Annotated in this window: 1 protein-coding gene; it reads right to left on the bottom strand. The window is 65.9% G+C overall.

What is annotated here, in order from left to right; all coding sequences use genetic code 11:
• On the bottom strand, nt 1-1,018 hold a 1,018-nt coding region (locus tag DK871_RS29835; protein ID WP_306109911.1), incomplete at both ends, for an ImcF-related family protein.

The following is a 1,018-nucleotide window of genomic DNA, read 5'->3' as shown; positions in this document are numbered from 1 at the left end:
AACGCGCCCTGCCAGTCGGTGACAATCGCCCGACGCCACTGGTTGTTGAGCCCTGCCGCCGAAGGTTGCAGCACCCGCTGCCAGGCCTGCGCCAGTGGCTGCACAAACAGCGTCTGGCCGACCACGCCCCACTCCGCGCCGAGGCTGGCGGCGATCAGGCTGCCGTAGGACTGGGTGTCGGTGAGGTCCACGCTCTTGCCCTGGAACACCGTCTGCGCCAGGGCCTGGGTCATTTCCCGGGGGTCGGAGGCGCTGCTCACTTGTTGCAGCTTCAGGCGCACCCGCGTCACGCGGGTGAGGAAGGCTTGCAGGCTCAGGCGCTCGCTGTCGGCCTGGCCTTCGGCGTCTTTGCCGAGCAGGGTCAGCAGCGGCCCGAAGGTGCCTTCCAATGGGCTACGCGGTACCTGGCTTTGCTGGTCGATCAGCGGCACCTTGTCCTGGTCGAGCAGGTCTTTTGCCGACTTCATCAATGAGTCGGCCAAGGCTTGCGTACGCATGCCGGCCTGGCCTTGGTAAGCCAGGGTGTTCATCAGCGCAATCAGCGGCGACTGGCGCACGTCGGTCATCAGGGTCAACTGGTCGATCACATCGCCCATACCCTCGGCCTTGCGCCAGCGCAGGCTGTTAAGAAAGTCCAGCCAGGCGCTGGCGTAGTCCTGGAAGTAGCGCTCGGTGAGTTGCGCCTTGAGCATCTGCGGGGTCAGCTCGCTGGCGATGTCGGTCTGACTGTCGCTGAGCACCCAGTCGATTTCCTCGCGGCGTGCTTCGGCGATCTCATCGATGGCCTGGCGCACCCGGCCTTCCCATGCCTGCCGGGTAAAGACGCCCGGTACGCTGGCGGTGGTGGTGAACAGCGCCGAAGCATCGGTTTCACCGACCATGCCGTGCAGGCTCAACGCCGGGTATTGATTGGCCGCAATGTCGAGCACCTTGCGGTACAGCGCGGCCTGCGCATTGCGCTGGCCCAACTGGCTGAGCAACACCTGGCGAGCCTGGGCCACCAGCGCCGGGTCGGCCT

The organism is Pseudomonas sp. L13, assembly GCF_009935965.1.
Lineage (GTDB): Bacteria > Pseudomonadota > Gammaproteobacteria > Pseudomonadales > Pseudomonadaceae > Aquipseudomonas > Aquipseudomonas lactis.
The sequence above is the reverse complement of the archived record's forward strand: the minus strand, read 5'-3'. Positions and strand labels throughout refer to the sequence as shown.